This window comes from Nucisporomicrobium flavum (assembly GCF_016464385.1).
In the GTDB taxonomy this organism is placed as follows: Bacteria; Actinomycetota; Actinomycetes; order Mycobacteriales; family Micromonosporaceae; genus Actinoplanes; species Actinoplanes flavus_A.
Map to the genome: position 1 here is coordinate 211,201 of NZ_JADMLH010000002.1, position 26,742 is coordinate 237,942.

26 protein-coding genes are annotated in these 26,742 nt (G+C 72.6%); 14 read left to right on the forward strand and 12 right to left on the reverse strand.

The window, feature by feature from the left end; all coding sequences use genetic code 11:
* Positions 1-304 precede the first annotated feature (304 nt).
* The 3 genes from IT780_RS05165 (at position 305) to IT780_RS05175 (ending at position 4,636) form a co-directional block, all read left to right on the forward strand.
* On the forward strand, positions 305-658 hold the full coding sequence (locus IT780_RS05165; RefSeq protein ID WP_199510239.1) for a histone-like nucleoid-structuring protein Lsr2: 354 nt from the start codon (positions 305-307) through the stop codon (positions 656-658).
* Between the two features lie 385 nt (positions 659-1,043).
* Positions 1,044-3,566 (forward strand): ATP-dependent Clp protease ATP-binding subunit, encoded by a 2,523-nt coding sequence (locus IT780_RS05170; RefSeq protein WP_199510240.1) that lies wholly within the window; start codon positions 1,044-1,046, stop codon positions 3,564-3,566.
* 608 nt (positions 3,567-4,174) lie between these two features.
* Entirely contained in the window at positions 4,175-4,636 is a 462-nt protein-coding gene (locus tag IT780_RS05175; protein WP_199510241.1) for an HIT family protein, read from the forward strand.
* Positions 4,637-4,689: 53 nt separating this feature from the next.
* Here the strand turns inward: IT780_RS05175 and IT780_RS05180 are convergent, their stop codons facing one another.
* The 3 genes from IT780_RS05180 to IT780_RS05190 all read right to left on the reverse strand — a co-directional run bounded on the left by IT780_RS05180 (position 4,690) and on the right by IT780_RS05190 (position 8,374).
* Positions 4,690-6,594 carry an FtsX-like permease family protein gene (locus IT780_RS05180; RefSeq protein ID WP_199510242.1) on the reverse strand — a complete coding sequence of 635 codons (1,905 nt, stop codon included), beginning with the start codon at positions 6,592-6,594 and terminating at the stop codon, positions 4,690-4,692.
* A 1-nt stretch (position 6,595) separates the two neighbouring features.
* Positions 6,596-7,381, reverse strand: a complete 786-nt coding sequence (locus IT780_RS05185; protein WP_199510243.1) for an ABC transporter ATP-binding protein — start codon at positions 7,379-7,381, stop codon at positions 6,596-6,598.
* A 90-nt stretch (positions 7,382-7,471) separates the two neighbouring features.
* A complete protein-coding gene (locus IT780_RS05190) occupies positions 7,472-8,374 on the reverse strand; it encodes an iron-sulfur binding domain-containing protein (RefSeq protein ID WP_199510244.1) in 903 nt (300 codons plus the stop codon).
* A gap of 25 nt (positions 8,375-8,399) precedes the next feature.
* Between IT780_RS05190 and IT780_RS05195 the strand changes: the two genes are divergently transcribed.
* The 3 genes from IT780_RS05195 to IT780_RS05205 all read left to right on the forward strand — a co-directional run bounded on the left by IT780_RS05195 (position 8,400) and on the right by IT780_RS05205 (position 10,294).
* Complete coding sequence (locus IT780_RS05195; RefSeq protein WP_199510245.1) at positions 8,400-8,903, forward strand: glycine cleavage system transcriptional repressor; 504 nt, start codon at positions 8,400-8,402, stop codon at positions 8,901-8,903.
* On the forward strand, positions 8,900-9,451 hold the full coding sequence (locus IT780_RS05200; RefSeq protein WP_307831048.1) for a peptide deformylase: 552 nt from the start codon (positions 8,900-8,902) through the stop codon (positions 9,449-9,451). Before IT780_RS05195 ends, IT780_RS05200 begins: the two co-directional genes overlap by 4 nt.
* An 81-nt stretch (positions 9,452-9,532) precedes the next feature.
* Positions 9,533-10,294, forward strand: coding sequence for an adhesin (locus IT780_RS05205; protein ID WP_199510246.1), 762 nt, complete (start codon positions 9,533-9,535; stop codon positions 10,292-10,294).
* Positions 10,295-10,663: 369 nt separating this feature from the next.
* On the opposite strand, the gene disA is transcribed toward IT780_RS05205, so the two are convergent.
* From disA to IT780_RS05225, 4 genes are all read right to left on the reverse strand, one after another.
* On the reverse strand, positions 10,664-11,848 hold the full coding sequence (gene disA, locus IT780_RS05210) for a DNA integrity scanning diadenylate cyclase DisA (protein WP_372443605.1): 1,185 nt from the start codon (positions 11,846-11,848) through the stop codon (positions 10,664-10,666).
* Positions 11,849-11,954: 106 nt separating this feature from the next.
* The gene (gene radA / locus IT780_RS05215; protein WP_199510247.1) at positions 11,955-13,364 is read right to left on the reverse strand and encodes a DNA repair protein RadA; all 1,410 of its coding nucleotides are present in this window, start codon (positions 13,362-13,364) and stop codon (positions 11,955-11,957) included.
* Positions 13,365-13,404: 40 nt separating this feature from the next.
* Positions 13,405-14,175: a hypothetical protein gene (locus tag IT780_RS05220; RefSeq protein WP_199510248.1), complete on the reverse strand. Its 771-nt coding sequence runs from the start codon at positions 14,173-14,175 to the stop codon at positions 13,405-13,407.
* A gap of 105 nt (positions 14,176-14,280) precedes the next feature.
* Positions 14,281-15,117: a UbiA family prenyltransferase gene (locus IT780_RS05225; RefSeq protein ID WP_199510249.1), complete on the reverse strand. Its 837-nt coding sequence runs from the start codon at positions 15,115-15,117 to the stop codon at positions 14,281-14,283.
* 46 nt (positions 15,118-15,163) lie between these two features.
* On the opposite strand from IT780_RS05225, the gene IT780_RS05230 reads away from it, so the two are divergent.
* The 4 genes from IT780_RS05230 to IT780_RS05245 are packed head-to-tail and all read left to right on the forward strand — an operon-like array spanning position 15,164 to position 18,623.
* On the forward strand, positions 15,164-15,880 hold the full coding sequence (locus tag IT780_RS05230) for a methyltransferase domain-containing protein (protein WP_199510250.1): 717 nt from the start codon (positions 15,164-15,166) through the stop codon (positions 15,878-15,880).
* Positions 15,881-15,890: 10 nt separating this feature from the next.
* Positions 15,891-17,048 (forward strand): acyl-CoA dehydrogenase family protein, encoded by a 1,158-nt coding sequence (locus IT780_RS05235; RefSeq protein ID WP_199510251.1) that lies wholly within the window; start codon positions 15,891-15,893, stop codon positions 17,046-17,048.
* A gap of 44 nt (positions 17,049-17,092) precedes the next feature.
* Entirely contained in the window at positions 17,093-18,154 is a 1,062-nt protein-coding gene (locus IT780_RS05240; RefSeq protein ID WP_199510252.1) for a type III polyketide synthase, read from the forward strand.
* Positions 18,155-18,194: 40 nt separating this feature from the next.
* Complete coding sequence (locus IT780_RS05245) at positions 18,195-18,623, forward strand: DUF6023 family protein (protein ID WP_199510253.1); 429 nt, start codon at positions 18,195-18,197, stop codon at positions 18,621-18,623.
* Between the two features lie 28 nt (positions 18,624-18,651).
* Here IT780_RS05245 and IT780_RS05250 read toward each other — a convergent pair whose 3' ends face one another.
* Positions 18,652-19,425 (reverse strand): hypothetical protein, encoded by a 774-nt coding sequence (locus IT780_RS05250; RefSeq protein ID WP_199510254.1) that lies wholly within the window; start codon positions 19,423-19,425, stop codon positions 18,652-18,654.
* Positions 19,426-19,757: 332 nt separating this feature from the next.
* Between IT780_RS05250 and IT780_RS05255 the strand changes: the two genes are divergently transcribed.
* The 4 genes from IT780_RS05255 (at position 19,758) to IT780_RS05270 (ending at position 22,681) form a co-directional block, all read left to right on the forward strand.
* Positions 19,758-20,243 carry a CarD family transcriptional regulator gene (locus IT780_RS05255; RefSeq protein WP_041832964.1) on the forward strand — a complete coding sequence of 162 codons (486 nt, stop codon included), beginning with the start codon at positions 19,758-19,760 and terminating at the stop codon, positions 20,241-20,243.
* 48 nt (positions 20,244-20,291) lie between these two features.
* Positions 20,292-20,984 carry a 2-C-methyl-D-erythritol 4-phosphate cytidylyltransferase gene (gene ispD, locus IT780_RS05260; protein ID WP_199510255.1) on the forward strand — a complete coding sequence of 231 codons (693 nt, stop codon included), beginning with the start codon at positions 20,292-20,294 and terminating at the stop codon, positions 20,982-20,984.
* Between the two features lie 5 nt (positions 20,985-20,989).
* A complete protein-coding gene (gene ispF, locus IT780_RS05265; RefSeq protein WP_199510256.1) occupies positions 20,990-21,463 on the forward strand; it encodes a 2-C-methyl-D-erythritol 2,4-cyclodiphosphate synthase in 474 nt (157 codons plus the stop codon).
* Between the two features lie 114 nt (positions 21,464-21,577).
* A complete protein-coding gene (locus IT780_RS05270) occupies positions 21,578-22,681 on the forward strand; it encodes a tetratricopeptide repeat protein (RefSeq protein ID WP_199510257.1) in 1,104 nt (367 codons plus the stop codon).
* Here the strand turns inward: IT780_RS05270 and IT780_RS05275 are convergent.
* The 4 genes from IT780_RS05275 to IT780_RS05290 are packed head-to-tail and all read right to left on the reverse strand — an operon-like array spanning position 22,678 to position 26,742.
* Positions 22,678-23,697 carry an N-acetylglucosamine kinase gene (locus tag IT780_RS05275; protein ID WP_199510258.1) on the reverse strand — a complete coding sequence of 340 codons (1,020 nt, stop codon included), beginning with the start codon at positions 23,695-23,697 and terminating at the stop codon, positions 22,678-22,680. The two genes, IT780_RS05270 and IT780_RS05275, sit on opposite strands and share 4 nt — an antisense overlap.
* Positions 23,694-24,950, reverse strand: coding sequence for a family 4 glycosyl hydrolase (locus IT780_RS05280; protein WP_199510259.1), 1,257 nt, complete (start codon positions 24,948-24,950; stop codon positions 23,694-23,696). Before IT780_RS05280 ends, IT780_RS05275 begins: the two co-directional genes overlap by 4 nt.
* Positions 24,947-25,828, reverse strand: coding sequence for a carbohydrate ABC transporter permease (locus IT780_RS05285; RefSeq protein WP_199510260.1), 882 nt, complete (start codon positions 25,826-25,828; stop codon positions 24,947-24,949). The genes IT780_RS05280 and IT780_RS05285 overlap by 4 nt, the downstream gene beginning before the upstream one ends.
* Positions 25,825-26,742 (reverse strand): carbohydrate ABC transporter permease, encoded by a 918-nt coding sequence (locus tag IT780_RS05290; RefSeq protein ID WP_199510261.1) that lies wholly within the window; start codon positions 26,740-26,742, stop codon positions 25,825-25,827. Before IT780_RS05290 ends, IT780_RS05285 begins: the two co-directional genes overlap by 4 nt.

A 26,742-nucleotide genomic window follows, 5' to 3' on the forward strand; every position in this document is an offset into this window, starting at 1 on the left:
GCCGGCGAAAGGCTGGACCTTTCCCGGCGCCGGCGGTCGTGGCCGGTGGGTGACGTGGCCGTTCACGGGCCGGTCGCGCCGTCGTTTCCCGGGACGGCACAACGAATCCGGCCGCCCGGCGGGCCTTTTGCAATCCGCTCGGCGATGTCCGGTGTTGGCCCGGCGGGGCATTCGCGAAACGGCGCGGTTGTGCTTCGGGGCGCGGATATCGGGCCCGCATTGACGCAACGCGCGGGCATAGCGTTATTGTTCTCGGCAGAGGATTGCCTGACGAGAGAACCTGTGTTCGGGAGGATAACGGCCCGTGGCCAAGCAGATCATTCACAAGCTGGTCGACGACCTCGACGGCGGTGACGCCGACGAGACCGTCAAGTTCGCCCTCGACGGCATTCAGTATGAGATCGACCTGTCCGACAAGAACGCGGCGAAATTGCGCGACGTCTTCGCGCCGTACGTCGCCGCCGGGTCGAAGGTCGCCCGCGGCGGGGTGGTCGTGGGGGGCCGTGCGGCCCGCGGACGCGGCGGCGCCACCGCCGACCGCGAGCAGAACAAGGCCATCCGCGAGTGGGCGAAGAAGAACGGCAAGGAGATCTCCGACCGGGGCCGCATCCCGCAGGAGATCGTCGACGAGTTCCACGCCAAGGGTCCCGGCCGCTGAGCCGCACCCACCGCTCTCCACAGGGTCCGCTGCGCTCCGGCGCGGCGGACCCTGCTGCTTTCCGCTCGTCCCGCGCTCGGCTTGCGTAAGTTATCCACAGGGGTGGACGACGTTGTCCACAGGCTGTGGACGGCGCCGGGAAGGCCGGTGAGGGTGCCGACGATTTCGCTGTGCGCGTACTCCGCAGGGGTGGGGAACAGCCCCTGAGCGTGCGAAGTTGGGGAAATCATCGGCGCAGGACCTCCCGAGAGGGCTCGAGGGCCCAGCAGAGTCCTCCGGCGGCGATAGAGTTACAGCACGGGTATCACCGATGCCCGTGCGCTGGCCCCGCCAGCTGTTGAGACAGGCTCAGCATTGGCGCACGGCACGTGAGGAGCACGAGGGCATGTTCGAGCGGTTCACCGACCGAGCGCGACGGGTTGTCGTCCTGGCCCAAGAAGAGGCCCGGATGCTCAACCACAACTACATCGGGACAGAGCACATCCTGCTCGGCCTGATCCACGAGGGCGAAGGTGTTGCCGCGAAGGCTCTGGAGAGCCTCGGCATCTCCCTCGAGGGGGTCCGGCAGCAGGTTGAGGAGATCATCGGCCAGGGCCAGCAGGCGCCGAGCGGGCACATCCCGTTCACGCCGCGGGCCAAGAAGGTGCTGGAGCTCTCGCTGCGCGAGGCCCTGCAGCTGGGCCACAACTACATCGGCACGGAGCACATCCTGCTCGGGCTGATCCGCGAGGGTGAGGGCGTCGCCGCCCAGGTGCTGGTCAAGCTCGGCGCCGACCTCAACCGGGTCCGCCAGCAGGTCATCCAGCTGCTCTCGGGCTACCAGGGCAAGGAGCCGGCCGCGGCCGGCGCCGCGGCGGGCGAGGCCGCGCCGTCGACGTCGCTGGTGCTCGACCAGTTCGGTCGCAACCTGACCCAGGCCGCCCGCGAGGGCAAGCTCGACCCGGTCATCGGCCGGGAGAAGGAAATCGAGCGGGTCATGCAGGTGCTCTCCCGCCGTACCAAGAACAACCCGGTGCTGATCGGCGAGCCGGGCGTCGGCAAGACCGCCGTCGTCGAGGGCCTGTCGCAGTCCATCGTCAAGGGTGAGGTGCCCGAGACGCTCAAGGACAAGCAGCTCTACACCCTCGACCTGGGTGCGCTGGTCGCCGGATCCCGCTACCGCGGTGACTTCGAGGAGCGCCTCAAGAAGGTGCTCAAGGAGATCCGTACGCGCGGCGACATCATCCTGTTCATCGACGAGATCCACACCCTGGTCGGTGCGGGTGCCGCCGAGGGCGCGATCGACGCCGCCTCCATCCTCAAGCCCATGCTGGCTCGTGGCGAGCTGCAGACCATCGGCGCCACGACCCTTGACGAATACCGCAAGCACCTCGAGAAGGACGCCGCCCTCGAGCGCCGTTTCCAGCCGATCCAGGTGGGTGAGCCGTCGCTGGCGCACACCATCGAGATCCTCAAGGGCCTGCGCGACCGCTACGAGGCCCACCACCGGATCAGCATCACCGACGCCGCGCTCGTGGCGGCGGCGACGCTGGCCGACCGGTACATCTCCGACCGGTTCCTGCCGGACAAGGCGATCGACCTGATCGACGAGGCCGGCGCCCGGATGCGCATCCGCCGGATGACCGCGCCGCCGGACCTGCGTGACTTCGACGAGCGCATCGCCCAGGTGCGCCGCGACAAGGAGTCCGCGATCGACGCGCAGGACTTCGAACGGGCCGCGCAGCTGCGCGACAAGGAGAAGCAGCTGCTGGGCCAGAAGGCGCAGCGGGAGAAGGAGTGGAAGGCCGGCGACCTCGACGTCGTGTCCGAGGTCGACGACGAGCAGATCGCCGAGGTCCTCGGCAACTGGACCGGCATCCCGGTCTACAAGCTGACCGAGGAGGAGACCTCCCGCCTGCTGCGCATGGAGGACGAGCTGCACAAGCGCGTCATCGGCCAGGAGGACGCGGTCAAGGCCGTCTCGAAGGCCATCCGGCGTACGCGGGCCGGCCTCAAGGACCCCAAGCGCCCCTCGGGCTCGTTCATCTTCGCCGGCCCCTCGGGTGTCGGTAAGACCGAGCTCTCCAAGGCGCTGGCGGAGTTCCTGTTCGGCTCCGAGGACGCCCTGATCCAGCTCGACATGTCGGAGTTCCACGACCGGTACACGGTGTCCCGCCTCGTCGGTGCGCCCCCCGGATACGTCGGCTACGACGAGGGCGGCCAGCTGACCGAGAAGGTGCGCCGCAAGCCGTTCTCCGTGGTCCTCTTCGACGAGATCGAGAAGGCCCACCCGGACGTCTTCAACACGCTCCTGCAGATCCTCGAGGACGGCCGCCTGACCGACGGTCAGGGCCGCATCGTGGACTTCAAGAACACGGTCATCATCCTGACCACGAACCTGGGCACCCGGGACGTGGCCAAGGCGGTGTCGCTGGGCTTCCAGGCCTCCGAGGCCGAGGAGTCCAACTACGAGCGGATGAAGGTCAAGGTCAACGACGAGCTGAAGCAGCACTTCCGCCCGGAGTTCCTCAACCGCATCGACGACACGATCGTCTTCCACCAGCTCCGCCAGAACGAGATCCTCGAGATCGTCGACATCTTCACCGCGCGCATCGAGGGCCAGCTCAAGAACAAGGACATGGGTCTCGAGCTGACCGACAACGCGAAGAAGTACCTGGCGAAGAAGGGCTTCGACCCGGTCCTGGGCGCTCGGCCGCTGCGCCGGACGATCCAGCGGGACCTGGAAGACTCGCTGTCCGAGCAGATCCTCTTCAACGAGCTGCGCCCCGGCCAGATCGTCGTGGTGGACTGCGAGGGCGACCCGGAGAACATCGACAAGTCCAAGCTGGTCTTCAAGGGCGCCGACCGGGGTTCCGTGGTCCCCGACGCGGTGCCGGCGGACCTCGGCGCGGCCGCGGCCGACGAGTGACCTCCGCCTGACCGGTAAGACTGGGAAACGGCCCGGCGCTTCGGCGCCGGGCCGTTTCGCGTCCCTGCCCTCCCCGGGGTCTGGCGGCTGACCGGCCGGGCGGGCTGACTCCGGAGAGCCGGCGGCATCCCCGGCTGGGCTGGGGGCACCCGCGGCGTCCGCGAGCCGGCATGCGCGGGTTAAGGGCGTGTACAGGCTGGGGCGTGTGCGGCCTTGGGGCGTGTGTGCGGGGTGACGGCGCATGCGCGCGTTGGCGGCATGTGCGCGAGTTGGCGGCACGTGCGCGGGCTGGGGGCGCCTTCGCGCCCCGGCAGCGTGTGCGCGCGCCCCGGCGGCGTGTGCGGGCGGGCTGGCGGCGTGTGCGGGCGGGCTGGCGGCGTGTGCGGGCGGGCTGGCGGCGTGTGCGGGCGGGCTGGCCGCGCGTGTGCGCGCGCCCCCGGCGGCGTGTGCGGGCGGCCGGCCGGCGTGCGTGCGCGGCTGGGGAAGTGGGCGCGGGCTGGCGGCGTGTGCGTGGCCCGGCGGCGTGTGCGCGGCCCGGCGGCGTGTGCGCTGCCCGGCAGCGCGTGCGCGGGCCGGCGGGTTGTCGGCGTCCGGTACGCATGGACGGCATGACCGACTGGCGTGACGACCGCATCGGCTCCGCGCACCGGGGCCGGAACCCGACCGTGCTCGGCCGGCTGCCCGAGAGCTTCGCCGTCATCGGGGACGTCCAGTGGCTGCCCGGGTACTGCGTCCTGCTCACCGACGACCCGGCGGTGTCGCGGCTCAGCGACCTGCCGCGTGGACGGCGGCTGGCGTACCTGGAGAGCATGGACCGTCTCGGGGCTGCCGTGGAGCGCGCCTGCGCGGAGCTCGACCCGGGGTTTCGCCGGATCAACTTGGAGATCCTCGGCAACGCGGACCCGTACCTGCACGCGCATGTCTGGCCCCGGTACGACTGGGAGCCACCGGAGCTGCGGCGGTGGCCGGTCTGGCTGTACCCGAGGGACCGCTGGCGGGACCCGGCTCACGCGCTCGGACCGGCGCACGACGCGATCCGGGCCGCTGTGACGCGCCACCTGGAGACGTGAGCCACGCGTCGCCGGCGGAAGAGCGGTACTGCCGGAAGGGGCGCGGACCGGCGCTACTCCCGGGCGCCCAGCAGCACGACCGGCCGCTCCCGCGTAGCCGACCAGGACGTCACCACGCTGGTCGTCCCCGTCACCACCAGGATTGCCGCCACCACCGCTCCCGCCAACCCCCACGGCACCTGCAGCGTCCCCGCCCCGGTCACCGCCGACGTCGTTCCCAGCACCGCCACGTACGCTGCCCCGGCCGCGACGAAGCCCAGGATCACGCCCGCCACGGTCACCGCGGTCGACTCTGCAAGCGCCGCGCGGACGACCTGGCGCCGGGACAGCCCCGTCACCCGTGCCTCTGCGAACTCTCGCCGGCGGGCTGCGGCGCCGATGACCACCGAGTTCACGGTGCCGATGAGGGCGTACAGGGCTCCGAGGCCCAGGACCACCACCATGATCTTGTTGTTGGTGGAAGCTCTCGCCTCGGCGTCCGCGGTCAGCCAGGCGTCCACGTCCGAGACCTGGCCGACGTGCGAGAGGGCCGCGGCGACCTCCGCTGCCGGGACGCCCGGGGCGAGCCGGACGAAGGCGCGGCTGGGCGCCGACGTCAGCTGGTCCGGCGGGACCAGGCCGGCGGGTACGAGCACCGTCGCCCCACCGGCGAGCGTGGCCGGTACCGCGCCCGCCACCCGAAGGTCGCCGAGGGTCGTTTCCGGGAGCTCCACCCGTACGGTGCCTTCCGAAGGAATGTCCCCACCCGGACCGACCATGATCGCCCGGCCCGTCAGGTTGCGCAGCGTCTCGCTGCCCGGGTGAGCCGCCGCGTAGGCGGCAGGGTCGACGGCGAGCGCGTCGCCGTTCTCGGTCTCCGCCGATTCGCCGGCGCCGTACGCGATCCGGGCCGGGAGCTGGATCTCCGTGGAGGCCGACGCGACGCCGGGCACCGCGGTGACCTTGGAGCCGATCGGACCGGTCGATTCCACGACGAGGTCCGCGGTGAGCGCCCGGTGCTGCTCCTCGATGCCGGCCGTGGTGAACGACATCGCCGCGCCCGCCTGGCCGAGCACGAGCCCCACCAGGACGATGACCGGCGCCGCGACGGAGGCGCTGCGCCGGCGTCCGTCACGCAGGTTGGCGCGGGCGAGCATGCCCAGCGGACCTCCCGCGCCGGTGGGGACCAGCCGGGCGACCGCCGGCACCAGCAGCGGCCCGAACGCCGCCACGGCCGCCGCCGCGCACATCGGGACGTTGAGCGAGATCGCCTGGCCGCCCGCGGGACCGCCGTGCGGGGCGACGATGACCATCGCGATCGTTCCGGCGAGGAAGATCAGACCGACGACCCAGCGGCCGGCGGTCATGACGCGAGCCGCCTCACCGGAATCCCGCAGCGCTTCGAGCGGTCGTACGCGGGAGGCGCGCCGCGCCGCCAGCAGGACCCCCGCCACGGCCAGCACGATGCCGGTGCCCAGCGAGACGCCGAGGATCCACGTACGCCACTGTCCGCGGAAACCGTCCGGGACGAAGCCCATGGTCCGCATGAGCCACGACTGGACCGCCATCACGCCGAGCCCCGCCGGGACGCCCAGCGCCGCACCCGCCCCGCCGAGCAGCACCGCCTCGCCCAGCAGCAGCCGGCGCAGCTGACCGCGGCTGCCACCGACGAGCCGGAGCAACGCGAGGTCGCGCCGGCGCTGCGCCACGGTGAAGCCGAAGGTCGAGCTGATGATGAAGACCGCGAGGAAGGTCGCCGTGCCGAGCAGCACGCCGAGCATGGCGACCGACGCGTCCGCGTTCTCGGCGAAGCGCAGCCGCTCGGCCGCGGGCAGCCCGGGCGGCGGGTCCAGGGTCGCCGCCGAGATGATCAGCAGCAGCGACGACTGCACCAGCGCCACGCCCAGGCAGACGGAGAGGGCGGCGCCGGCGAACAGCGTCCAGCGTTCGGCCAGGCCGGCCCGGCTGATCCGGAACATCTCAGCGCTCCCACGCCGCGAGCCGGTCGGCGATGGTGTCCGCCTTCAGTCCGTTTTGGGTGGCGGTGGGGTGTTTGGATGGGGCGTCGGCGCCGGTCAGGTGGTCCACGACCCGGCCGTCGCGGAGGAAGACCACCGCGTCGGCCCGGGCCGCCGCGCCCGGGTCGTGGGTCACCATCACGATGCTCTGTCCGGCATCCGCCATGGCCCGCAACAGATCCAATACCGTACGCGCCGCAGCCGAGTCCAGAGCTCCGGTCGGCTCATCGGCGAAGAGCACCTCCGGCCGGGTCACGATGGCCCGGGCCAGGGCGACGCGTTGCTGCTGCCCACCGGACATCTCCCGGGGCCGGTGCTTCACCCGGTCGCCGAGCCCCACGGAGGCGAGCACCTCACGTACCTCCGATCGGCTGGGCCGCCGCCCGCCGAGCCGCAGCGGCAACGCCACGTTCTGCTCCGCGGTCAGCGAACCGATCAGGTTGAAGCTCTGGAAGACGAACCCGATGCGCGTACGCCGCAGGTCGGTGAGTTCCCGGTCGCCGGCGTCGGTGATGTCCGTGCCGCCGATCAGCACCCGGCCTGCGTCGGCGTGCTCGAGGCCCGCGGCCAGGTGCAGCAGCGTGGACTTGCCCGAGCCGGAGGGTCCCATCACCGCGGTCCAGCCACCCCGCGGCAGGTCGAGGTCGACGGCGTCGACGGCTCGTACGGCCGCCGCCCCCTTGCCGTACACCTTGGTGACACCGCGCAGGGAGACGGCGGTGGCGGTCGCAGCAGTCGTCGTGGTCACGTCACGACGCTATGGCCGCGTACGGGTGGAAGTCGTTGCGGCGAACCCCCCGGCCGAGGGTAGGGATACCCCCCTTACGGCAGATCTTCCTTACTGCAGTGCCGGGTAGCGGGGCGGGTGGTCGCCGGCGAGGACGAACCGGTCCGCGTCGAAGTCGAGCGGCTCGACGAGGCCGTCCGTGACCAGCCCCGCGAGCGCCCGGGCCCGTTGCACGTCGTCCGCCCACACCGCGTCGAGGCGTTGCCGCGGCACCGGGCCGGTGGCGTGCCGGAGAACCTCCAGGAGCAGGCCGCGGACGTGCCGGTCGGTGCCCGCGTACTTCTGGGGGCGCCGCGTCGGGCCGGTCGGCGCCGGAGCTCCGCTGAGCCGCCAGGCGCACACGCTCTCCAGCGGGCACTCCGGGCAACGCGGGGACCGTGCCGTGCAGACGATCGCGCCGAGCTCCATGAACGCGATGCTGGCCTTCGCCGCGCGGGCAGGCTCCTCGGGCAGCAGCTCGGCCGTGGCGGTGAGGTCGGCCGCCGTCGTGGTGGGTCCGGCGTCCGGATCACCGGCCACCGCGCGGGCCACGACCCGGCGCACGTTCGTGTCCACGACCGGGTGCCGCTGGCCGTACGCGAAGGTCGCCACAGCCCGCGCCGTGTACGTCCCCACGCCCGGCAGCGCCAGCAGCTGGTCGAGGTCGTCCGGCACCCGCCCGCCGTGCCGCTCCACGATCGCCACGGCACACGCGTGCAGCCGCATCGCCCGGCGGGGATAGCCGAGCCGGCCCCACATCCGGATGGCCTCGGACGGGGGATCTTCCGCCAGGTCGGCGGGGGTCGGCCAGCGGGTCATCCACGCGTGCCAGGCCGGCTCCACGCGGACGACCGGGGTCTGCTGGAGCATCACCTCGCTGACCAGCACGGCCCAGGGGGTGGTTCCGGGCACCCGCCAGGGCAGGTCGCGGGCGTTGTCGTCGTACCACTGAATGGCTGAGTCGGCGAGCGTCATAACCGGGCAAGCTTAAGATGCCGGGGTGAACGAGCTCGCCATCACCGTCATCGGCCCGGACCGGACCGGCATCATCGCGGACGTCTCGGCGGCCCTCGCCGGCGTCGGCGCCAACCTCTCGGACTCGACGATGACCCGGCTGCGCGGGCACTTCGCGATGACCCTGATCTGCACCGGCCCCGCCGCCGAGGACGTCGAGAAGGCACTCGAGCCGCTCAGCGACCTGCTCGCCACGGTGCGCGCGGTCGAGCCCGAGGCGGACGGCGCGGCGCGCGGGGAGCCGTACCTGGTGAGCGTGCACGGCGCGGACCGGCTCGGCATCGTCGCCGCGGTCACCCGGGTCGTCGCCGAGGCCGGCGGCAACATCACCGACCTGACCACCCGGCTCACCGGCCCGCTGTACGTCCTCATCGCCGAGGTGGACCTGCCGCGGGGCACCGCCGACGACCTCGCCGTACGCCTCGCCGAGGCGGCCGGGGAGCTGGGCGTCGAGGTCACCCTGCGGCGCGCCGAATCGGACGTGCTGTGAGCGACGCGCTGGCCGACTGGAAACCCGACGTCCTCGGCGTCGAGGGCCGGGTCCTGCCGGTGGTGACGGCCCCGGCGGCGGTGCTGAGCCGCGAGGGCGCCGAGGTCGACCCGGCGGACCCGGAGATCGTGCAGCTCGCGGCCGACCTGGTGGCCACGATGCGGGTGTCGCCCGGCTGCGTGGGGCTCGCCGCACCGCAGGTGGGCGTGGGCGCGCAGGTCTTCGTCGTGGACGTCACCCAGCACCCGAAGACCGCCACGTCGCACGGCACGTTCGTGCTCTGCAACGCCCGGGTGGTGGAGGCCAGCCGGTGGCGGCCCGGCCGGGAAGGCTGCATGTCCGTTCCGGACCTGACCGGAGACGTGAAACGCGCCGGCCGCGTCGTGGTCGAGGGAGTGCTCCCGGGTACGGGCGAAGCCGTGCGCCTGACCACCGACGCCTTCGAGGCGCGCGCCCTGCAACACGAGATCGACCACTGCGCGGGGAAACTTTTTCTCGACCGGGTCGCCGGCGCGCACGCCGTGTACCAGCGCAAGGTCTATCTCTAACGATCAGTAAACGAGCCGGTGTCGCATAACCGGCGCGTCGCGCCCACTTCCGTGCAGTTACGGCGATACGGTGCTCCCACTATGCGTACGACGGTCGGTCCCCTTCCCTCCGCCGTGTACTGGCGGCGTCGCGCAGTGGTGCTCGGTGCGCTCCTGCTCGGCGTCATCGTGCTGTTCGTCTCCTGCTCCGGTGGCGGCGACGACGACAAGAAGCGGGGTACGGGTGCGTCCACCCCGGCCCCCGTGTCCGCGCCTGCCAGCGCCACCCCGGAGGACGAGCCGTCCTTCGTCGACCCCGCCCCGGGTGCCGGCAACCCGTCCCTGCCCGACCCGGAGGACCTGCAGTCCGACGGCGTACCGGCGGGCACGGACGTCGAGGACGACCCGGACGGCACCAACGGGGGCACGAACGGCGGCTCGAACACCAACGTGAACGTACCGGCCGACGGCTCCTGCACGGACGCCGAGATCTCGGTGACCCCCATCCCGGCCGGCACCACGGTCCGCCGCGGTGTCCCGCTCGAGATCCGCCTGAAGATCAAGAACGTCTCGGCCCGTACGTGCTCCCGCGACGTGGGCGCCGACCTGCAGGAGCTCTACATCGAGACGGGCGCCCAGAAGATCTGGTCCTCGGACACCTGCAGCAACGCCAAGGGCTCGGACCTTCGCCCGTTCGCCCCGAACGGCGAACGCGAGTACAAGGTCACCTGGAACGGCCGCCAGTCCAACCGCTGCTCGGCCGGCCTGGCCGCGGGCACGGCGCCGCCGGCGGGTCAGTACCAGATCCGCGCGCGGCTCGGCGCCAAGGTGAGCGACCCGGTCGCCATCACCGTCATCCCCTGACCAGCCGCACCGACCCAACCCCGCCGCTCGCGGGAAGCCGCCGGACGCGCTCGTGGGAAGTCGCCGGTCGCGCTTGCGGGAAGTCGCCGGTTGGGCTCGCGGGAAGTCCCCGGTTGCGCTCGCCGTCGTAGGTCAGCCGCGCCCCGGCGCCCCCGAGCATCGGCCGCGACGGTGAGCCGGCGGAGGTCACATCGCCGCCGCGGACCGGAGCTGGCCGCTGAAGGTCGCCGGCCGTTGAAGGTCGCCGGCCGCTGAAGGTCGCCGGCCGCGGTTGCGCAAGCGGCGGCCGAGCGGTGACCCCGCTGGGGCCCAGGCCGAGCTCCCGATCGGCGACCCGCGGGGGCCGAGTTGCAGCGAGCCGCCCTCGGGTCAGACGTAGCGTTCCAGGATGGAGGCCTCGGCCAGCCGGGACAGCCCCTCCCGCACTCCGCGCGCCCGGGCGTCGCCCACGCCGTCGACCGCCTGGAGGTCCTCGACCGTCGCGCCGAGGAGGCGTTGCAGGCTGCCGAAGTGGTCGACCAGGCGTTCCACGATCTGGGCCGGGAGGCGGGGGACCTTGGCGAGCAGGCGGAAGCCACGCGGGCTCACCGCCGCGTCGAGGGCGTCCGAGGCACCGCCGTAGCCGATGGCCTTGGCGACCGCGACCAGGTCGATCATCTCGGTGGCGGTGAGCAGGTCCAGCTCGACGAGGGCCTCGTCGAGGGTGCGCGCCTTGCGGCCGGTCGGCAGGTAGTCGCGGATCACCAGGGTGCGGTCGGCGTCGACGCCGGCCATCAGCTCGTCGAGCTGCAGGGCGAGGAGGCGGCCGTCGGTGCCGAGCTCGACCACGTAGCCGGAGATCTCGTCGGCGATGCGGCGGACCATCTCGAGGCGCTGCACCACGGCGACGGCGTCACGGACCGTGACCAGGTCTTCGATCTCCAGCGCCGACAGGGTGCCGGAGACCTCGTCGAGGCGCAGCTTGTAGCGCTCGAGGGTGGCGAGGGCCTGGTTGGCGCGGGAGAGGATGGCCGCGGAGTCGTCGAGGACGTGGCGCTGGCCGTTCACATACAGGCCGATGATGCGCATGGACTGGCTGACCGAGATGACCGGGAAGCCGGACTGCTTGGCGACGCGCTCGGCGGTGCGGTGCCGGGTGCCCGACTCCTCCGACGGGATGCCCGGGTCGGGCATGAGGTGGACGGCCGCGCGCACGATGCGGGTGCCGTCGCTGGAGAGCACGACCGCGCCGTCCATCTTGCACAGCTCGCGCAGGCGGGTCGCGGAGAACTCGACGTCGAGCGGGAAGCCGCCGGTGCAGATGCGTTCCACCACGTCGTCGTGGCCGAGGACGATGAGCGCGCCGGTGCGCCCGCGCAGGATCCGCTCGAGGCCGTCGCGCAGCGCGGTGCCGGGGGCCATCAGGGCGAGGTTGGCGCGCAGCGGGTCGCCGCTGACCCCGCCGCCGGTCAGGCCGGGCGTCGTGGGGGTCATGGGGCGGGCCGCCGATCCGTTGATGCCGGGGGCAGCACCGTGGGCGTGACGGTTGGCGGAGGCATCGCGGTCGAGCGGCACCTGTACATTCTACGGACTGTCATCCAGGTCAACGAGCCGCGGTGCAGCGAATGCTCCGTAGCGTGATCGTCGATCACGCTGCGTGCGCGGCGGGCGGGGGTGGCCATCATTCGGCCGACGCCCGGGCGGCCCACTGCACCGCCGACTGGAGGTCGCCGACCTCGACCACGCGCATCCCCTTGGGAGCGCTGTCACCCTCGCCGGGTCCGCAGCCGGGCGGTACGAGCGCGAACCGGAATCCCAGCCGCGCCGCCTCCGCGAGCCGCCGGCCGGCCGCACCGACCCGCCGCACCTCGCCGGTGAGCCCCACCTCGCCGATCGCCACCAGGTGCGGTGCCATCGCCAGGTTCAGCGCACCGGACGCGACGGCCAGGGCCATGGCCAGGTCGGCGGAGGGTTCGGTGACGCGGATGCCGCCGACCGTGGCCGCGAAGACCTCGCGGTCGTGCAGCTTGATCTTCTCCATCCGGCGCTGGAGGACGGCCAGGACCATCGCCAGGCGGGCGCTGTCGAGCCCGGAGACCGTACGCCGCGGCGACCCCTGCACCTGCGCCCCGATCAGCGCCTGCACCTCGGTGACCATCGCCCGCCGGCCCTCCATGGCGACCGTGACGCAGGTGCCGGGTACCGGTTCGTTGTACCGGGTCAGGAACAGTCCGGAGGGGTCGGCGAGGCTGACGATGCCGGTCTCGTGCATCTCGAAGCAGCCCACCTCGTCGGCGGCGCCGTACCGGTTCTTGACGCCACGCACGAGCCGCAACGACGAGTGCTTGTCGCCCTCGAAGTGCAGCACCACGTCGACCAGGTGCTCCAGCACGCGCGGCCCCGCGACCGAGCCGTCCTTGGTGACGTGGCCGACCAGGACGGTGGCGATGCCGCGTTCCTTGGCGACGCTGACCAGGGCGGCCGTCACCGCTCGCACCTGGGTCACGCCGCCGGGGACGCCCTCGGTGCCCGGGGCGGAGATCGTCTGCACCGAGTCGATGATGAGCAGCCCGGGCTTGACCGCGTCGAGGTGCCCGATGACCGCGCCGAGGTCGCTCTCGGAGGCCAGGTAGAGCCGGTCGTGCAGGGCACCGAGGCGTTCGGCGCGGAGCCGGACCTGGCTGACCGACTCCTCGCCGCTGACGACGAGCGACGGCGAGCCCGCTCCCGCCGCCCACTGCTGGGCGACGTCGAGCAGCAGGGTGGACTTGCCGACGCCGGGCTCACCGGCGAGCAGCACCACCGCACCGGGCACGAGGCCGCCGCCGAGGACCCGGTCGAGCTCGCTGACGCCGCTGGGCACCGCCCGGGCCGGCGCCGCGCTGATCGTCGCGATGGGACGGGCGGGCTCGGACGGCAACCGGGAGCTGACGACCCGGCCGGAGACCACGGGGCCGCTCACGGTGGACTCGACGATCGAGCCCCACTCGTGGCACTCCGGACAGCGCCCCAGCCACTTGGGCGGCTGGTGGCCGCAGGCGTCGCACTGATAGGCGGGGCGGGGTTCCGCCCGGGTCCGCGATGTCGTCACACCGCAACGCTAGCCGGGCGGTATGACAAAGCGGGGTCTCCTACTCGTGGTCCTCGCCGAGGTTTTCGTTGGCGGGGTTGCCCGGGGCCCGCGACGCCGGCGACTGCGGGACGCTGACCGGCGCCTGCAGGGTGAGCGGCGCGGCGTTGTTGCTGAACTCGAAGACGAGGTTGAGCGAGCTGCCCGGCACGAGCTTGCCGGTGAGGCCGACGGCGATCAGCTGCTCCGCGTCGCCCGGCTGGAAGGTGGCGGAGCCCAGCGGTCCGATCTCGATCCGCGCGGGGCGGATCGACGCCCCGGGCGCGGTGGACGGCGCGGCCGCCGACTCGCCGGGGGAGGGGTTGGTGCTCGGGTCCGGCGTGGGGAGCTGGTCGCTGTTCTGGTCGTCCTCGGTGTCGGACGGCCGGCTGCCGGACGGCTCCGGGATGGCCGAGCCGGGCGCGGAGGGGGTCGCCGGGCCGGCGCCGGACAGGCCGATCTGCCGGGCGGACACGACGCCGGGGCTCGTGCTCGGTCCCGCGTACGGCTGGCTGCTGATCAGGACCGTGATCGGTTCCCTGGTCTGGTTGTAGATGCCCAGCTCCAGCGGCGCGTCCTCGCCGGACGCGTACCCCTCGACGCCCGGATACTGCACCGAGAGGTTGCGGATGAAGACGCTGCCGTCGGCGTTGTCGGCGTTGACGCCCGCGTTGGAGGGCCTCTTGAGGGCTGTCTCAGCGACCTGCCCGGCGCTGCAGGCGGCGAGCGCGATCGCGGCCACCGCGGCGACACCCGTGCCCAGAACGGCGCGGCGGGTTCCCAGCGAGCGCATCACAGTCCTCCAAGTGAATCGAGAATCCTCCGCCGATCAGCCTAGAGGTCCGGGATCCGGCGCGTGCGCCGACCCGGCCATCCAGCGCCTGTCCTGGCCGTCGGCTCAGACCACGCGCCCGCTGAAGACCAGCAATGCGACGTCGATCAGCGCCACGACGATGACCGAACGGAACATGGCCACCTGCCTCGTACCCCGTTTCAGCGCTTTCCTGCCTGCATACCAGCCGGCGGGAAGGACCACGGCGGCGGCCGCGGCGGCGGCGACACCGGGCCAGGTCGGCGGGCCGGCCGGCCCGAAGACGAGCGTGAGCGTCGCGGCGAGCAGGAGGCCACCGGCGGCGACCTGGGACCAGGCCGCGCCGAGCCGGTGCGGGAGGCCGACGACGCCGGTCGCGGCGTCGTCGGCGAGGTCGGGCAGGACGTTGGCGAAGTGGGCGCCGCCGCCGAGCAGCGCACCGGCCGCGACCAGCCACGCGGGCGGCCACGGGTGGCCCGGCAGGGCCAGGACCACGAACGCGGGCATCAGCCCGAACGCCACGAGGTACGGCAGGACCGACAGCGGCGTCGATTTGAGCGGCCAGTCGTAGAGCAGGGCGAAGACACCGACGACCGTGATGCACACCGTCGCGGCGGCGCCGAAGGGCAGCCCGAGCAGCGGCACGGCCAGCGAGGCGATCAGACCCGAGATGCCGACCGTACGCCGGGAGACCGCCCCCGACGCGATGGGCTTGTCCGCCCGTCCCGTGGCCCGGTCCCGGTCGGCGTCGAGCCAGTCGTTCACCCAGCCCACCGACAGCTGGGTCGCACCGATCGCGGCCGCCACCCCGACGACGCCCCAGGCGCTGTGGCCCACGCCGATGGCGAGCAGAGCCATGGCGAGCGTCACCGCAGCACCGGGTTCCGGGTGCGAGGCCTTGAGGAGTGCGACGGGACGGAACATGGAAGCAGTGTGGTGGTTGGGGCCCGCGCGTGCCACGCTCGATCACATGCCGTCGCTCCCGCGTAACGATCCGCGTCAGTACGACGACCTGGCCGGCGAATGGTGGCGCCCGGGCGGCGAGTTCGAGATGCTGCACTGGCTCGCCGAGGCCCGCGCCGCCCTCGTGCCGCCGGCGCCCTTCCCCGGCGCGGTCCTGGTGGACGCGGGATGCGGCGGCGGCCTGCTCACCCCGCACGTGGAGTCCCTCGGGTACCGCCACGTCGGCATCGACCTGCGCCGCTCCGGCCTGGAGCAGGCGGCGTCGCGCGGGGTCGCCGCGGTGGCCGCCGACGTCGCCGCGCTGCCGCTGGCGACCGAGTCGGCGGACGTGGTGGTTGCGGGGGAGATCCTCGAGCACGTGCCGGACATGCCGGCCACGGTCGCGGAGCTGTGCCGGGTGCTGCGTCCGGGCGGCCTGCTCGTCCTGGACACCATCAACGCGACCCGGATGGGCCGCTTCGTGTCGATCACACTCGGCGAACGGTTCGGGGCCGCGCCGACGGGCATCCATGATCCGGAGCTGTTCGTCGATCCCGGGGAGCTGACGGCCCACTGCGCCAAGAACGGCGTACGCCTGCGGGTCCGCGGGGTCCGGCCGAGCGTCCCGGGCCTGATCCGCTGGCTGTTCCTGCCGGCGGGCCCGCGGCCGAGCCGGCTGGGCCGGATGGTGCCGACCCGCTCCACACAGGTGCTCTACCAGGGCATGGGCCGCAAATCAGGGTGAGGGAGACGCCATGACAGTCGACGAGGCCAGGCGGTTGGCACCCCGGTTCGCGGCCCGGGCCGCCGCGCACGACCGGGACGGCTCCTTTCCCGCCGACGACTTCGCCGACCTGCGCCGTTCGGGGTTGTTCGGGCTGATGGCGCCGGAGCGGCTGGGCGGCAGGGGCGCGGGCTTCGCCGACTACGCCGCGGTCGCGTACGAGCTGGCGCGCGGCAACGGCGCCACGGCCCTCATCTTCAACATGCACGCCTCGGTCACCGGCGCGCTCAGCGGCGTGACGGACGAGCTCGCCGACGCGCTCGGGTTGCCGGCGGGGGCGCTCGAGGCCCGCGACCGCTACCTGCGCGACGCCGCCGACGGCAAGTGGTACGCCGTGGCGATGAGCGAGCGCGGCTCCGGCTCCCGGCTCTCGCAGATGTCGACCACGTACGAGCGCACGCCCGAGGGCTTCCACATCAAGGGCGCGAAGACGTTCTGCTCGGGCGCCGGCCACGCGGATGCGTACCTGGTGGCGGCGCGCAGCGCGGCGGATCCGTCGCAGGTCTCGCAGTTCCTGGTGCCGGCCGGGGAAGGGCTGACCGTCGAGCCGACCTGGGACGCCCTGGGCATGCGTGCGACCGGCTCGCACGACGTGCACGTCGACGTGACCGTGCCCGAGGGCGCGCTGCTGGGCGGCGTCGAGGGCCTGGCGCTCGTCGTGGCGCAGCTGGCTCCCCATTGGATGGTGGCCAGTTACGCGGCCGTGTACGTCGGGGTAGCCCGCGCGGCCGTGGACGCTGCCGTCGAGCACGTCAACGCGCGCAAGCTCGGGCATCTGCCGGCCGTACGGGCCCGCATCGGGCGCGCCGACGCGGCCGTGGCCGCCGCCCACCTGACCGTCATGGAAGCCGCGCGCCGGGTGGACGAGCAGCCCGGCGACACCGAGACCAACCGTTGGGTGTGGCGCGCGAAGCTGACGGCCGGTACGACCGCAGCCGAGGTCGCCGCGTCCATGCTGGAGGCGGCGGGCACCTCGGCGATGCGCCGCGGCCATCCCCTGGAACGGCTCTACCGCGACGCGCGGGCCGGCTCCCTGCAGCCCGCCACCTCGGATGTGTGCGCGGACTGGCTCGGGGTGGAGGCGCTCGGCGGCGACCCGGATTCGGAAGGCACCGCCCCACGTTGGTGATCGGCCTGCGCGGGTATCAAGGGGGTCGGCCTGGGGAGGCACAAGTGCACAAGAACGGTCAGGCGGTGATCGCCGGTCTCGGCGTCGCGTTGCCGCCGGCAACGGCGCAGGACGACCTGTGGGAGGGCTATTTCGCCCGGCACTACGCGGCGGGCGGCCGCCGCGGCCTCGCCAAGCGGATCTTCGAGAACTCGGGCGTGCGGACCCGGCAGGCGGTGGTCAGCCCGTTGCTGGAGGACGTCTCCGACTGGTCGACCGAGCGCCGGATGCGCCGCTACCAGGTCGAGGCCGTGCCGCTCGGCAAGGAGGCGGTGAGCCGCGCGCTCACCGACGCCGGCGTCGCGGCCGACGAGATCGGCCTGTTCGCCGTCTGCTCCTGCACCGGGTACGCGACTCCCGGGCTGGACATCCTGCTCGCCCGGGACATGGGCATGTCCGCGCAGCTGCAGCGCCTCTTCGTCGGGCACATGGGCTGTTACGCCGCGCTGCCCGGCCTGGGCACGGCGGCCGACTTCGTGGCCGCGCGCGGGCTGCCGGCGCTGCTGCTCTGCACCGAGCTGACCAGCCTGCACCTGCAGCCGCCGGACACCCGGGTGGACATCCAGCAGATCGTCTCGCACGCTCTCTTCTCGGACGCCTCGGCCGCCGTCGTGCTCACCCCGGGTTCCGATTCCGGGTACGGGGTCAGCGACGTGGCCGCCCTCACGGACACCACCACGGCCGGGCACATGACCTGGGACGTCACGGACCTGGGCTTCCGCATGGGCCTGTCCCCGCAGGTCCCCGACGTGCTGTCGGTGCACGTACGCCGCCTCGTGGACGAGCTGCTGGGCCGCAACGGCCTGGTGGTCGGCGACGTGGACGGCTGGGCGGTGCACCCCGGCGGCCCCAAGATCCTGGACGTGGTGCAGGAGCGGCTGGGGCTCGGCGACGAGCACCTGGCGGCGTCGCGGGAGGTGCTGTCGACGTACGGGAACTGCTCGTCGCCGACGGTGCTGCTCGCGCTGGAGGAGTTGCGCCGGCGCGCGGAGCAGCCGCGGCGCGTGGTCATGCTGGCCTTCGGTCCCGGCCTCACCCTGTACGGCGTCCTGCTGGAAAAGTTCTAGTCTGGGACGGGTGACCCGGGAACGCGCGCAAGGTGTGACTTTGTACGCCCTTGCGCTCCTGCTCGCGTTGGCGGGCGGGTTCTGGTTCGTCGGTGCGGCTCCGGACACCGCCGAGGCCGACGGGATCGCCGCGGGCCGCCGTACGCTCGAAGCCCTCCTGCCGGACGTCCCGGTGCAGACGGAGGCCGAGACGCTGGTCCTGGACGCCGGGGGCCACGAGGAGCGCAACGCCGCGGTCCGCAGCGGTTCCTACGCGATCGCCCTGGCCTGCGTCGGCGAGGGCCAGCTGCGCGTACGCCTCAGCACGACCTCCGACGACTCGGGTCGCGCCGTCCGGTGCGCGCGGGAGCAGCCGCAGACGGTGGAGTTCACGGTCGCGCTGGCGGAGGCCTTCTACATGGTGGTGTCCGCCGAGACGCGGGAACCTTCGGTCTTCCGCTGGCGGCTCATCCGGTCCGGTTCTTACTGAGCGTCAGGCTCGAGATCGTCACGCTCCGTCAGAGGCGCGCGAGGTCCGGCTGGAAGTCGGTGATCGACGCCGTACGCGGGATCTTGCGGACGATTTCCCCCGAACGGTTGACGAGCAGGACCGCCGCGGTGCCGTCCGGGGCGCCCAGATCGAGGCTGGAGCGCAGCTCGCCGGTGGGGTCGCGCATGGCGCGGACCGTCTTGCCCTGCGCCTGGGGCGTCGTGTTGGTCGGCGGGATCAGCGCGGGCACCGCCGAACCGGGGCCGCTGACCACCGTCACGACGGTCGTGTCGGCTCGCACCGCCGAGGTGGTGGCCGCGACCAGCTCGCCGCACTCGCACAGGTCGGTGACGAGGATGACGGCCGGCAACTGCCCGTTCAGCGTGACCATCTGCCCGTCCGCGCCCCGGAGCTCGAGCGCCGGGAGGACCTCCGCCCCGTCGTCGGTGGTGTTGGCGGTGCGCTGGGTGGCGGGCGGCCGGGACGGCCCGGGCCAGGCGGAGGCGAAGAGGCTGGCGATCGTCACGAGGATCGCCATCGAGATGATGAGCACCGGCGCCCGCAGGCCGGCGTTGCCGAGGCGGCGCAGCAGGCGGACGGCGGGCCGATCGGTGAAGCGTTCCCAGCGGGTGGCGGGCCGCCGGTCCTGGCGCAGCTCGGCCTGGATGGCCGTGACCTCGTCGGACAGCTCGGAGAGGTCGTCCGGGACGACGATGACGCCCCACTCCTCGGGCAGGCCGGGCAGGCCGTCGGCGGAACCGCCGTCCGGCCAGCTGCCACCGTTGTCGCTCAAACTGCCCACGCCTCGCCCTCCCCTCTGCGCAGAGTCTCACGTGCTGCGGGGACCTGCGTCCAGCCTCCCCCAAGCAGTGGCTCGGCCGCCAGTGGTCGGCCTGCCGGGTCACTAGCGATAAGCTTGACCTCGCAAAACCGCCAGGACCGGAATTTCCGACTCGTTGGGTCGAGTGGTCACCGTGTCATCACCCTGCGTCACTGAGGCAGCTATTCGCTCGCATGTCAAGCGGTAGAAAGACGGCTCACAGGGCCTCTGAGCTGCACTAACAGTCACGGCCAGGGTGGGACATCGCTGCCTGAGCGTGTTACCCTAGACACAGCGAAAGGGGTTTCGAACCTATGGTTTTCAGTGTCGGCGAGACCGTTGTTTACCCCCACCACGGGGCCGCACTCATCGAGGCAATCGAGACTAGGACCATCAAGGGCGTCGAGAAGCAGTATCTCGTCCTCCGTGTCGCCCAGGGCGACCTGACGGTCCGCGTGCCCGCTGAGAACGCCGAGATCGTCGGCGTGCGCGAAGTGGTCGGCGAGGAAGGCCTGGGCAAGGTCTTCGACGTCCTCCGCGCTCCGCACACCGAGGAGCCGACCAACTGGTCGCGGCGTTACAAGGCCAATCTCGAGAAGCTCGCCTCCGGCAACCCGCTCAAGGTCGCCGAAGTTGTTCGTGACCTCTGGCGTCGCGAGCGTGAGCGTGGTCTCTCGGCCGGGGAGAAGCGCATGCTCGCCAAGGCCCGCGACATCCTCGTCGGCGAGGTGGCCCTCGCCGAGAAGAGCACCAAGGACGAGGCGGAAGTCCTCCTCGACAAGGTGCTCACCGAGGCCTGACGTCTCCACCACCTCTCTGCACCACCAGGCGAAACCGAGGACCGCGACGTGACCGCGCAGCTCAATGCTCGCGGTGACGTCGCGGTCCTTGTTCCTGCTGCGGGTTCGGGCGTACGGCTCGGCCCCGGCGCGCCGAAGGCCCTGCGCCTGCTCGCCGGTGAACCCCTCCTCGTGCACGCGGTCCGCCGGGTGGCCGCCGCCCCGTCGGTCCGCATGATCGTCGTCGCCGCGCCGGCTGCCGAGGTCGACGCTGTCCGCGAGCTGCTCGCGCCGGTCGCCCCGGTCGTCGTCGTCGCGGGTGGCGCCGAGCGGCAGGACTCGGTCGCGGCGATGCTGGCGGCGGTGCCCACGACGGTGGGCATCGTGCTCGTGCACGACGCGGCCCGCGCGCTGACACCCCCGGAGCTTGTCGAATCGGTCGCCGCTGCGGTACGCGACGGCAGCCCCGCGGTGATCCCGGTGCTCCCGGTAGTCGACACCGTCAAAGAGGTCGGCCCGGGCGAGACCGTTCTGGGCACGGTTGACCGGTCGGTGCTGCGCAGCGTACAGACGCCGCAGGGGTTCCGGCACGACGTGCTCGCCGCCGCCCACCGCGCCGGGCTCGACGCGCACACCGACGACGCAGGCATGGTCGAGAAGACCGGGACGCCGGTGGTGTGCGTACCGGGCTCCGAGTTCGCCCTGAAGATCACCCGGCCGCTGGACCTGGTGATCGCCGAGGCGCTGCTCCGCGTAGCCTGACGGCCGTGGACCAGCGCATCGGCATCGGCACGGACGTACACGCCTTCGACCCCACCCGGGTGTGCTGGGTGGCGGGGCTGATGTGGCCGGGCGAGCCGGGGCTGGCCGGTCACTCCGACGCCGACGTCGCCGCGCACGCCGCCTGCGACGCCCTGTTCAGCGCCGCCGGGCTCGGCGACCTGGGCAGCAACTTCGGCACCTCGGCACCCGAGTGGGCCGGGGCCGCCGGGGTCGCCCTGCTGAGCGAGGCGGCCGGTCGGGTCCGCGCCGGGGGATGGACGATCGGGAACGTCGCGATCCAGGTCATCGGCAACAAGCCGAAGATCGGCAAGCGCCGGGACGAGGCGCAGAAGGTGCTCTCCGCAGCGGTCGGCGCCCCCGTCACGGTGTCGGGCACGACCACCGACGGGCTGGGGCTGACCGGCCGCGGCGAAGGGCTGGCGGCGATCGCCACCGCTTTGATCCACCGCCCGGCCTGACCACGGCCTGACCGCGACCGTGACCCGGGCCGGCGGCTGGTGTGTCGGCAGGCGGGAGCCGGTGCCGTCGTCGCGGGGCGGGTGATCTCGCCGGGGACGGCCTAGGCTCGACGGGTGTCGAGCGAGCCCACCTCCCAGTCCGATCCCGAGACGACCCCCGAGGAGTACCGCCAGCGGGCTCTGCTGATGGCCGATCTCGGCCGGTACGACGAGGCGGCCGCGGACATCGCCGCCGGGCTGGCGACCGCGCCCTCCGATGCCGGGCTGCTGACCACGCTGGCGCGGTTGCACGTGGCGGCCGGGCAGCCGGTGGACGCGCTCGCGGCCGCGGACCGGGCGGTCGCCGTCGCTCCCCGGATGATCGAGCCGCTCGTCGTGCGGGCCATGGCGCTGACCGACGAGCGCCGCTACGGGGAGGCGGCGCAGGTCGCGGGGGAGATCCTCACCCGGTGGCCGGAGGAGGCGTTCGCGCAGCGTACGGGGGCCGCCCTGCTCAGCGAGTCGCGGAACGGCCAGGCGGCGCTGAACGCGGCGTGGAACGGGGTACGGCTCGCTCCGCGGGACGCCGAGGCCCACCTGGTGCTCGCGGTCGTCGCGGCCCGGCTGCGGCTGTTCGACCTGGCGCAGCGCGGGTACAGCGAGGCGCTCGACCTCGACCCGGCCATCGGCGACGCCCAGCGCGACGTCGGCCTGGTCCGGCTGGAGCGGCGGCGGTGGGCCCAGGCGCTGGAGGCGCTGGCGGACGAGGCGACGCTGCAGGCCGCGGAGCCGGATCAGCAGGCTGCGGCGGCTGCCGCGGAGCCGGTGGACGTGACGCCGCCGGCGGGCCCGGTGCTGGATCGCTCCGCCGTCACGGTCGCCGCGCTGCGGCAGGCGGTTCTGTTCGGCGCCAACGGTGTGATGATCGCGGCGGTGCTGAGCGCCGTGATGACGCTGTCCAGCGCGGGGATCGCACGGACGTGGGCCGGGATGATCGGCGTGGTGCTGCTGCTCGGGCTCGTCGGGTGGCTGACCCGGCAGCTGCGCCCGGAGCCGCTGGGCACCGTGCTGCGCAGGGCCCGGACGACCGCGCCCAGGCTGGTCCTCGCCGTGTACGCGGCCACCCTGGCCCCCGTGCTGCTCGTCCTGTACGCGGTGATCGGTGGCCTGGCGCCCCTGGTCGCTGCGATGGTGCTCGCGGCCGTCGCGGAACTGATGGTCCTGACCCAGCGCGCCTAACCCACGTTCCCGAGCGCCACCGCGGGCACCGCCGTGGCGGGTACGAGGCCGCGCATGCTCGCCCGCAGGCGCTCCTCGGCGACCGGACGGCAGCCCAGGGTGTCGAGGGCCAGCAGGGCCGCACCGACGGCGGGCGGGGCGTCGAGCACGCCGATCTCGGCCAGCGGCGCTTGGGCGTGGGCGCCCGCCACCACCCGGTCGTGCAGCACGGGGTGCCGGGCGCGCAGCACGCCACCGCCCAGGACCAGCGCGTGCCGTACGCCCAGCAGCCCGAGCCGGCCCGCGGCCACCCGGTGCTGGGCCAGGATCTCCTCGGCCTGGCGGCGTACCAGCCCTTCGGCGACGGGATCGCCCGCGGTGGCCACGGCGAACAGCAGCGGTGCGAGTTCGCGGACCCGGAGCGGGTCGATCTCGCCGAGGTGCAGGCCGATGCTGACCTGTTCGACGCGGGCCCGGTCGAAGTGGGCGGCGACGGCGGCGGAGAGCGCGGTGGGTTCGCCGCGGCCGTCCTCGCCCCGGGCCGCCAGCCGCAGGGTGTGCTCGGCCAGGTCGTGGCCGCCGCCCCAGTCGCCGGAGATCGGGCCCAGGGCGACGAACCGGGCCGTACGGCCGTCGGCGGACCGTCCGACACAGTTGGTGCCCGCCCCGCAGACCACGGCGACCGCGTCCGGGAGCGAGGTGCCCGCGCGCATCAGGGCGAAGCAGTCGTTGTCCACGAGCGTGGTGCGGCTCCAGGCGCGCGCGGAGATGGCGGCGTGCAGACGTTCCACCTCCACGGGCAGGTCCGCTCCGGCGAGGTAGACCGCGGCCACGTCGATCGGGTCGGTGGGTGCCAGGCCGGCTTCCGCGCGTACGGCGGTGATCAGGCCGTCGAGGACGTGCAGAGCGCCGGCCAGGCCGATCGAGTGCGGCGACGTGGTCGGGCCGCGGACGAAGCCGAGCACGTGGCCGTCCGCCGTGCCGAGGACGACGTCGGTCTTGGAGTTGCCGCCGTCCACGGCCAGGAAGAGTCTCATCGAGCCCAGGCCAGGTGCCGGGCACCCGTGGCGAGCAGTTCGTCGGTCAGCTTCTCCGCCCGCTTGTGCTGGCCGATCAGCGGGTGGGCCAGCAACGCGCGGTACACCCGGTGCCGTCCGCCGCGCAGGGCGGCGTCGAGCGCCAGTTCCTCGTACCCGGAGACGTGCGCGACCAGTCCGGCCAGGTCGGGCGCGAGCGGGGTGACCGGCAGCGGTGCCGGGCCGTCCTGGCCTGCCCGTGCGGAGACCTCGATGACGGCCCGGTCGTCGAGGAACGGCAGCGTGCCGTTGTTGCGGACGTTGACCGAGTGCACGCCGTCGGGGTCGTGGCCGTGCAGCGCCGCGATCAGCCCGACGGCCGCCTCCGAGTAGTACGCCCCACCGCGCTCGCCCAGCAGCGCGGGCTTCTCCTCCAGCGCCGGATCGCGGTACATCTCGAGCAGCGTCGCCTCGATCTCGGCGACCCGCTGACCCCGCGTGGGCGCGCCGGCCGCGGCGCGTACGTGCTGGTCGTGCGCGTAGAAGTAGCTGAGGTAGTACGACGGCACGTTGCCGAGCGCCGTGAGCACCGCGGGATCGAGCTCCACCTCGGCGGCGAGCTCCGGGAGGTGCTCGCGCAGCAGCCCGGGCAGCCGGTCGACGCCGTCCACATAGGCCGCCCGTTCCCAGGTCAGGTGGTTGAGGCCGACGTGGTCGAGCACGACGGCGGACGGGTCGACGCCGAGCAGGGCGGCGAAGCGGCGCTGGAAGCCGATCGCCACGTTGCAGAGCCCGACCGCCTTGTGCCCGGCGTCGAGCAGGGCGCGGGTCACGATGCCGACGGGGTTGGTGAAGTCGACGATCCACGCTCCCGGCTTGGCGCGGGCCCGGATGCGCCCGGCGACGTCGAGCACGACGGGGACCGTACGCAGAGCCTTCGCGAGCCCGCCCGCCCCCGTGGTTTCCTGGCCGACGCAGCCGCAGGTCAGCGGGAAGGTCTCGTCGCTGATCCGGGCGGCCTGCCCGCCGACGCGCAGCTGGATCACCGCGGCGTCGGCGTCGGTGACGCCGGCGTCGAGGTCGGTGGTCCAGGTGACCTTCCCCGGGTGGCCGTGGTGCCGGAAGATCCGCTCGGAGAAGGCGCCGACCACGTCGAGCCGCTCCCCGGCGGGATCGATCAGCACAAGCTCCGACACCATCGAACCGAGCCGGGCGAACCCGTCCACCAGCTCCGGCGTGTACGTGGACCCGCCGCCGACGACAGCGATCTTCACCCCTTGACCCCCGTGAGTGTGACGCCCTGGACGAATGCCTTCTGGGCGAAGAAGAACACGACGACGATCGGCGCCATGGCCAGCACGGTGGCGGCCGTGACGAGGTTCCAGTCGACGTGATGGACACCGTGGAACGAGGCGAGACCCAGCGACAGCGTCCACGAGCGCTCGTTCTCGCTGGTGTAGAGCAGCGGCCCGTAGTAGTCGTTCCAGGCGTAGAAGAACTGGAACAGTCCCGCGGCGGCGATGCCCGGGCGGGCCATCGGCAGCACGACGCGGATCAGGGTCCGCCATTCGCCGCAGCCGTCGACCCGGGCCGCGTCCAGGTAGTCGGACGGGATGGTCAGCAGGAACTGCCGCAGCAGGAAGATGCAGAACGCGTCGCCGAAGAGCATCGGCACGATCAGCGGGGTCAGCGAGCCGGTGAGGCCGTACCGGGCCCACATCAGGTAGAGCGGGACGGTCACCACCTGCGGCGGCAACATCATCACGCAGATGACGGCCAGGAACATCGCGTTGCGGCCGCGGAACCTCAGCTTGGCCAGGGCGTACGCGGCCGGCACGCTGGACAGCAGCATGAACGCGGTGGCCAGGACCGCGTAGATCACCGTGTTGAGCAGGTACCGCGGCAGCGGGGTGACCTCGAAGACGCGTACGTAGTTGTCGAAGTGCCAGGTGTTGGGCCAGTAGTCGCTGGTCAGCGCCTGATCGCTGGTCATCACGGAGATCAGGAGCAGGTAGCCCACCGGGGTCAGGAACATGATGGCCAGCACGATGGCGATGCTGTGCCGGGCGATCCACGCGAGCCGGTTCTGGCGGCGTACCTGTCGAGGGGTGACCGCGGCGGTGCGCGGCGGCCGTTCCAGCAGGGTTGTCATTGGTCCTCCCCGGAGAAGGCCTTGGAGCGGCGGAGCAGGATCACCGTCACGGCGAGGGCGACCACGAACAGCGCGACGGCCATGGCGTTGGCGTAGCCGAGCGCGTTGTAGCGGAAGCCGACCGTGTAGAGCCAGAGCGGATAGGTGAAGGTGGAGCCCTCGGGGAAGCCGAAGGACTGCGATACGCCGGCACCGGTGGTCGCCTGGCCGCTGGCGATGGACCCGGCGACCGCGGCCTGGTCGAAGTACTGCAGCGTGTAGATCACGCCGGTGACCGTGGCGAACAGGATCACCGGGCGGATCGACGGCAGGGTCACGTAGCGGAAGCGGTGCCAGGCGTTGGCGCCGTCGAGCGACGCCGCCTCGTAGAGACTCGGGGAGACGCCCAGCACGGCCGCCAGGAAGATGATCATGATGTCGCCGATGCCCCAGAGCCCGAGCAGGACCAGCGACGGCTTGGACCAGTCCGGCGAGTTGAACCAGAGCGGGCCCTCGATGCCGAGGTGGCCGAGGAACGTGTTGACCGGGCCCGTACCGGGCTTGAGCAGGTAGACGAAGGCGATGGTCGCCGCGACCGGTGGCGCCAGCGCCGGCAGGTAGAAGATCGTCCGGAAGAAGCCGGCCCCCCGCTTGATCTGGGTGAGCAGCATCGACAGGCCGATCGCGCTGATGATGCGGACGGGGACGAAGACCACGACCATCCACAGCGTGTTGCGGATCGACTGGAGCAGGTTGGGGTCGTCGGCCATCCGCCGGTAGTTCGCCAGCCCGACCCACTGCGGCACGGTCAGCAGGTCGAACTTGGTGAACGAGAAGTACACCGCGGACAGCAGCGGATAGATGAAGAAGACCGCGATCCCGACCAGAGCGGGGGCCAGGAAGGACAGCGTGGTCAGGTTCCGGCGCAGCCGCAT

Bases quoted from the DNA above. Each gene is read 5' to 3' on its own strand.
- IT780_RS05170 (WP_199510240.1), top strand. From the start codon at position 1,044: ATGTTCGAGCGGTTCACCGACCGAGCGCGACGGGTTGTCGTCCTGGCC.
- IT780_RS05175 (WP_199510241.1), top strand. From the start codon at position 4,175: ATGACCGACTGGCGTGACGACCGCATCGGCTCCGCGCACCGGGGCCGG.
- IT780_RS05180 (WP_199510242.1), bottom strand. From the start codon at position 6,594: ATGTTCCGGATCAGCCGGGCCGGCCTGGCCGAACGCTGGACGCTGTTC.
- IT780_RS05190 (WP_199510244.1), bottom strand. From the start codon at position 8,374: ATGACGCTCGCCGACTCAGCCATTCAGTGGTACGACGACAACGCCCGC.
- IT780_RS05205 (WP_199510246.1), top strand. From the start codon at position 9,533: ATGCGTACGACGGTCGGTCCCCTTCCCTCCGCCGTGTACTGGCGGCGT.
- IT780_RS05220 (WP_199510248.1), bottom strand. From the start codon at position 14,175: ATGCGCTCGCTGGGAACCCGCCGCGCCGTTCTGGGCACGGGTGTCGCC.
- IT780_RS05225 (WP_199510249.1), bottom strand. From the start codon at position 15,117: ATGTTCCGTCCCGTCGCACTCCTCAAGGCCTCGCACCCGGAACCCGGT.
- IT780_RS05230 (WP_199510250.1), top strand. From the start codon at position 15,164: ATGCCGTCGCTCCCGCGTAACGATCCGCGTCAGTACGACGACCTGGCC.
- IT780_RS05235 (WP_199510251.1), top strand. From the start codon at position 15,891: ATGACAGTCGACGAGGCCAGGCGGTTGGCACCCCGGTTCGCGGCCCGG.
- IT780_RS05255 (WP_041832964.1), top strand. From the start codon at position 19,758: ATGGTTTTCAGTGTCGGCGAGACCGTTGTTTACCCCCACCACGGGGCC.
- IT780_RS05275 (WP_199510258.1), bottom strand. From the start codon at position 23,697: ATGAGACTCTTCCTGGCCGTGGACGGCGGCAACTCCAAGACCGACGTC.
- IT780_RS05285 (WP_199510260.1), bottom strand. From the start codon at position 25,828: ATGACAACCCTGCTGGAACGGCCGCCGCGCACCGCCGCGGTCACCCCT.
- IT780_RS05290 (WP_199510261.1), bottom strand. From the start codon at position 26,742: ATGCGGCTGCGCCGGAACCTGACCACGCTGTCCTTCCTGGCCCCCGCT.